The 5,116-nt window shown below is 70.8% G+C and carries 5 protein-coding genes and 1 pseudogene; 1 reads left to right on the forward strand and 5 read right to left on the reverse strand.

Features of this window, described 5'->3' with window-relative positions; all coding sequences use genetic code 11:
• Window positions 1-59: 59 nt before the first annotated feature.
• From AB0I41_RS34740 to AB0I41_RS34750, 3 genes are read right to left on the reverse strand one after another with little or no spacing between them, the layout of a single operon-like run.
• On the reverse strand, window positions 60-1,025 hold the full coding sequence (locus tag AB0I41_RS34740) for a PrgI family protein (RefSeq protein ID WP_357115578.1): 966 nt from the start codon (window positions 1,023-1,025) through the stop codon (window positions 60-62).
• Entirely contained in the window at window positions 1,022-1,942 is a 921-nt protein-coding gene (locus AB0I41_RS34745) for a hypothetical protein (protein WP_357115581.1), read from the reverse strand. The genes AB0I41_RS34740 and AB0I41_RS34745 overlap by 4 nt, the downstream gene beginning before the upstream one ends.
• Window positions 1,943-1,945: 3 nt before the next feature.
• Window positions 1,946-2,329: a pilin gene (locus AB0I41_RS34750; protein ID WP_357115584.1), complete on the reverse strand. Its 384-nt coding sequence runs from the start codon at window positions 2,327-2,329 to the stop codon at window positions 1,946-1,948.
• 759 nt (window positions 2,330-3,088) lie between these two features.
• Between AB0I41_RS34750 and AB0I41_RS34755 the strand changes: the two genes are divergently transcribed.
• Entirely contained in the window at window positions 3,089-3,508 is a 420-nt protein-coding gene (locus AB0I41_RS34755; protein ID WP_357115587.1) for a hypothetical protein, read from the forward strand.
• Window positions 3,509-3,726: 218 nt separating this feature from the next.
• Here the strand turns inward: AB0I41_RS34755 and AB0I41_RS34760 are convergent, their stop codons facing one another.
• Together AB0I41_RS34760 and AB0I41_RS34765 are read right to left on the reverse strand one after the other, a co-directional pair.
• On the reverse strand, window positions 3,727-4,863 hold the full coding sequence (locus AB0I41_RS34760) for a hypothetical protein (protein ID WP_357115590.1): 1,137 nt from the start codon (window positions 4,861-4,863) through the stop codon (window positions 3,727-3,729).
• Window positions 4,864-4,930: 67 nt separating this feature from the next.
• Window positions 4,931-5,116, reverse strand: a pseudogene (locus tag AB0I41_RS34765) (hypothetical protein); the annotation flags it as partial.

The raw sequence follows: 5,116 nt of genomic DNA on the forward strand, positions 1-5,116 counted from the left end.
GGCCGCCAGCCGGTGAGACTGGCGGATGCGGTCGGCTGTCTGGGAGCTGTTGCCGATCTTCATGTCTGTCGCCTCCTGAGCGGTCTGCCCTCGTGGGGGCGGGGTGAGGTGATGACGGTGTCGGGGGCGGCGAGACCGCCGGGGCGGGGCGGCCGGTAGGGGTCGGCCGCCGCGGCGATAGCGGCGGTGACGGCCGCGCCGTCCAGGGCGCGGGTCGCCACGCCGAGACCTGACAGGGCGCGGGCGGTGTCGTCCGCGCGGCGCCTGGCGGCCCGCTCGCCTCGCTCGTCGGCCCCGGTCTGGGTGACGATGAGGACCTGCCGGCGCAGCGGATCCCGCCGTTGGGCGAGGTCGTCGAGGAACCGGGCGTGATCGGCCGCCGCGTCAGCGAGGGCCGGATGCGGCAGCTCGCCCGCCGCCTGCGCCAGCTGACGCGCGGCCGAGTGCAGATCGACCGGCTGCGCCGACACCACGATCTGCGTCGGCGTGGACAGCGAGTTGAGCCAGCGGCCGAACGTGTCGACCAGGGCGGCCTGCTCGTCGGGGGTGCGAAGAGCGAGGTTGACGTTGGTGGCGGCGACCATCGCCGCCCGGGCACTGCCGAGGCGGATCTCGCCGCTGTCGTCGATCGCGTCGGCGGGCAGCCTTAACGGCGCCGGCAGCATCACCCTGCTCTTCGGCGCCTGCACCCACTCCGGGACCCTCGAGGTCGTGTCGGTGGTCGTCAGCGCCCGCGGTGCCCGCGAGTGGCGAACAGCGGCGAGCAGCCACACGTCCAGCGGCAGGCCATCGCGCCGGCCGACGGCCACGCCGAAGACCAGGCCGCCGACAACGACGGCCGCCCCGACCAGCACGGGCACCGGCACCACGGCATGCATGGCCCGCCAGGCGCCGTAGAACGCGAGAGCGGCGACGGCGAGGATGGCCAGCTGCCGGAACGTCAGCCCGTAGAGGACCTTGTCGGGGGCGTCGACGTCGGCGGGCATCCGCGCCCGCCCCGCGTCGGTGTGGTCGTGGGCGTTCATCGGCCCACCGCCCGCACGACCCGGCCGAGGCCGGGAATGGAGCGGGTGACCTGCTGGACGACGATCACCCGCACGGCCGCGCCGAGCATGTTCGCCCCGCGGCCGCTGTCACCCGTGGCCACGTACCGGCGCATCAGGGTGGGCACCCGCAGCGTGGTCCACAGCATGACCATGACCACGAACAGGTTGAGCACCCCGCCCGGATCCACCGGCAGCCCGAGCACGGGCAGCAGATGGTGGGGGTCGGTGAGCATCCACTGCCCGGCATACAGGGTGAAGCCCTGCACCACCGGAACAGCGAGGACACCGGCGTAGGACTTCCACCACAGGCGGGCCACCGGATCGGTCTGCGGCAGCGCGTGACACGCCAACGCAAGCGGCGCGGCGGCGGTCAGGACCAGCACGACGGCGAAGCGGACGATCACGCTGAACGCCGTGCTGGCCAGCAGCACCGCGATGACGGCGACGCAGACGACGAACAGCAGCCCGGCCGTCTTGTCCTGCCCGGCGGTGACGTGCGTTCTGACCGCCCGCAGCGCACCGTCGCTGTCCCCCTCCGGGGTGGTCAGCGCGGCGGTGAGGGCGTTGGCGAGGTCGATGAGCATGCCGCACCACAGCTGCGAGAAGTGGGCGGTGATGAACCCGACGATCAACCGGGGGATGAGGTCCTTGACCGTGTAGCGCGATTCCTCGCTGCCACCGGCGGTCATGGTGAGCACGCCGGCAGCCAGGAAGGCCAAGACGAAGACGGTATCCACGACGAGCACCGAACGGCCGGTCAAAGCCTGCACCTGCGGCAGGGCGGTGACGTTCGGGGTGACCAGCAGCGCGCTGCTGATCACCCCGAACAGCGCGTCCAGGGTCGCGAGGATCGCCGCCGCCAGCCAGTCCAGGATCTGGTCGAGCAGCCAACCCATGAGTCAGCCCCCGACGATTCCCTGGACGACCTGCAGCAGGATCGGCGCGAGGACCGCCAGGCCGTAGCCGACCAGGGCGTTCTTCAGCGCCCCCTTGGCCTTGTCGACCTGCGCCGGGTCACCGCCCGCGGTCGCCCAGTAGACACCGGCCAAGACGAGGAACAGGGTGGCCAGGGCGGCGAGGATGCCCATCAGCCAGGTCTGCAGGTTGGCGATCACGACCGGCAGCGAGTTCGCCGCCAGCACCGGCGTGCCGGTGTCGGCGTAGGCGGCGGCGGGAACAGACAGGAACACGGCAACCTGCGCCGTCACGGCGGCGACACGGCCGACGTAGTGGGTCGTCCGGGAGTGGGTGAGGGCACGAAGACGTGCCGGGATGCGGGACATGGATGTGTCACCTCCGGCCCCACCCCCGCCAACGGCAGGAGCGGAGCGTCAAAACGGCGGTCAGGGGACCGCCGCCGGGCGCAAGAGGCAGAGCCTCGGTCAAGCCGCGACAGGCCCTCGGGAGGAGCGCTCCCTCCCATTCGGGTGTGGCGGGTATCGGTGAGGTGTCAGCGCACCAAGTACGGCGCGGCACCCGAGGCGCCCAGCTCGCGTCGGCCCAACCTCAGGGCCCGGCGGCGGGCGGAACCCCCGCCCGGCCCAAGGACCGATGGACGTTCCGCACCCTCAAACCGGCGTTTGTCAGCTCTGACGGACACCCCCGGACCTGACACGGGTCTGACAACACCACCGTGCGACTGACAGCCCAGCTCACAGAGTTTCGCAGCGGGGACGGTCGAAGGACCGGACAGCCGACGCCACGGACGGTGAAGCTCTGCCAGGGTGCTGTCTGACCGTCGGCGGCCCAGGCTGTCAGACTCGCACAGGGTCTCGCGGCCCTGACAGTCCTTGACATCCCCCCCCTGTGAATCTGACGGCCTTAGCCGGCCCCCCAGACGGCTTGAAGTGGCCCGACCCGGCGACAATCCCAACAGTGGGCTTGGTGACGCTCAGTTACGAAATCGTTGAGTGCTGCGGTGATCAGCAGATCTCAGACGCCCGCACATGCCGATGAGCGCGCACCCGAACATGCTTGATATACAGGGAATGGCATCGCGAGTCACGCGGGCAGCGCTGACACGGGCCGGGCGAGGAGGGCATGTGGAGCGCGGCGAGGTTTGGTGGGCTCAGATCGACGAGAAGCGGCCCGTCGTGCTGCTCTCGGGAGGCGCGGGGCCGGAGTTCCTGGCCATGCAGATCGTCGAGCCGGCCACCCCGGCGCAGAAGCTCGGGTTCGTCCTGATGCCCGGCGAGCAGGCGGTCGACGTCGACGAGCGACGCCGAATCCTCGAGGAGGCCGGGCCGGACCAACGAGCCATCGGCATCGAGGTCTTCTTCGGAGCCGAGGAGGGCCTGGCGGAGAGCGGCGTGGTCCGAGTGGCACTGCCCAAGGCCGGGAAGATCTTTTGCACCTGGGGCACGACTGTCGGCGAGGAGTCGCTGCTCAAGCGGATTGGCACCTTATCTTCAGCCAAGCAGCACGAGCTGGACGTCGCCCTGGCGCTCGCCGGCCGGGAGTGACCACGCCTCAGCTCAGGGCTGCGCAGCCGGCCTCGATCGCCTCGACGACCCAAGTCGGGCGCCCTCTTCTGCCGCGATCCGCGCGTGGCAGAGCGTGACGGCGACCGCTACCGCTCGGCATCCTGATCTGCCGATGTGCGGATGTGCTGGACACGCCAGCAAGGGGCAACGACTGCTTGGCGGGCTGGCGGACCGAGCCGGAGGCTCGGATGGGTGGGCTACCCGGGCGGTGTCGCCCAGCCCGGTGACCACCGGCTGGTTGCCCCTCTTTTGAAGACCGCGCCTTCCGGTACGAGATCGCTGAGCGCCATCCGGGCGTCGGTGGCGAACCAGATGGGCGGGGCGGCCGGGCCGAAGCAGTGCTCTGAGAGCACGGTCAGAAGGGCCCGTTGGGCGGGATTGGGCGCCTCGGACGGCGGGAAGCCATCCGGGAACGCCTTCGTGCGCAGCCGCGCGCCCCAGTCGCCGGCGTACGTGCCTTCAGGCGCGTCGGCCAGGAGCACGGCCAGGGCCGTGACCAGCTCATCAAGCGGCGCCCGGTCGATCGCCGCGGGCAGGAGCTTGAACGGGAAGATCCGCCCGAAGTGCGGAAAAACCTGCTGACACCACGTGGCATCGGCCGGTGCCGATATCACCTCGAGCAGCGCCCGGGTGCCCGCAGGCTTGGCTGCATGCGTGGGCGAGAGCGCGGCGGTTGCCCGTACCACGGGATCCGGATCGTTCTGCAGAACCGGCGCGGTGTCGTACGCCCACGATGCGAGGGTCATGACCGCCAGGACACGGGTGCGCCGGTCGGCGGACACCAGAGCGTGGTCACGCAGCCATATCCCGGCCTCGGGTCGGTGGTGCGCGAGTTCCGGCGCGTCCAGCAGACAGGCGAGCGTGCCCAGCGCCGCGCAGACGACCGCTGGGTCGGGATCCGTGCGCATCGCACATGCTGCGCGGTAGACGCGTGGGCGAGCGGCACGGCACGCGGCGATCGCCGCCGGCTGGCCCGGTGCCCAGTCGCCAGACACCGCCGCGGCTTCCATGACCGAGGTCAGCCAGTCCAGCAGGGCAGCCCGAAGCGGTACCCAAGGGGTGCGGCTTCCCTTGTCAGCCGGTACCGGCGTTAGCGTGCGCGGGTCGTCGAGCACCGCGACAACGAAGTCCAAGGCGGGTGCCGTCGCGCTGTAGATCGTGTCTTGATGGTGGACGACGCCGTAGAGATCGCCTAGCGCGCCGGCTTGGCGTGCGGCGTCGTCGCTCAGCAGCGCCGTGAGGATTTCCGACGTGTGGGGTACGTCTGCCATCCCGGTGTAGGCATGCTCGACCGCGGACCAGTCGGTCTGCGCCAGCAGATACTCGTGTCGCACCGGGAGAGTATGGATCACTGTGGTCCGGGCGCCGCAGATGAGTTGTCCACCTAACGACGCTGAGGGCTCATGGCCGGAAGAGGGCATCCGGATCTGCCGCGATCCGCGCGCTACGCAGCGTCATGCCGAGCTGACGTGGTTGCCGTCCGGACGTGCCGAGCGCCTCGACCTGGCGCCGTAGCCGGGCCGGCATCACCTGCACCACCTTGGCCAGCATCCGCACCGAGGACTCGGCGAGGCCCTCCACCGCGCT

The organism is Micromonospora sp. NPDC050200, assembly GCF_040656135.1.
In the GTDB taxonomy this organism is placed as follows: Bacteria; Actinomycetota; Actinomycetes; order Mycobacteriales; family Micromonosporaceae; genus Micromonospora.

What these genes read in the sequence shown, in the direction of transcription:
- AB0I41_RS34740 (WP_357115578.1), bottom strand. Translation starts at nt 1,025, where the DNA reads ATGAACGCCCACGACCACACCGACGCGGGGCGGGCGCGGATGCCCGCC.
- AB0I41_RS34750 (WP_357115584.1), bottom strand. Translation starts at nt 2,329, where the DNA reads ATGTCCCGCATCCCGGCACGTCTTCGTGCCCTCACCCACTCCCGGACG.
- AB0I41_RS34745 (WP_357115581.1), bottom strand. Translation starts at nt 1,942, where the DNA reads ATGGGTTGGCTGCTCGACCAGATCCTGGACTGGCTGGCGGCGGCGATC.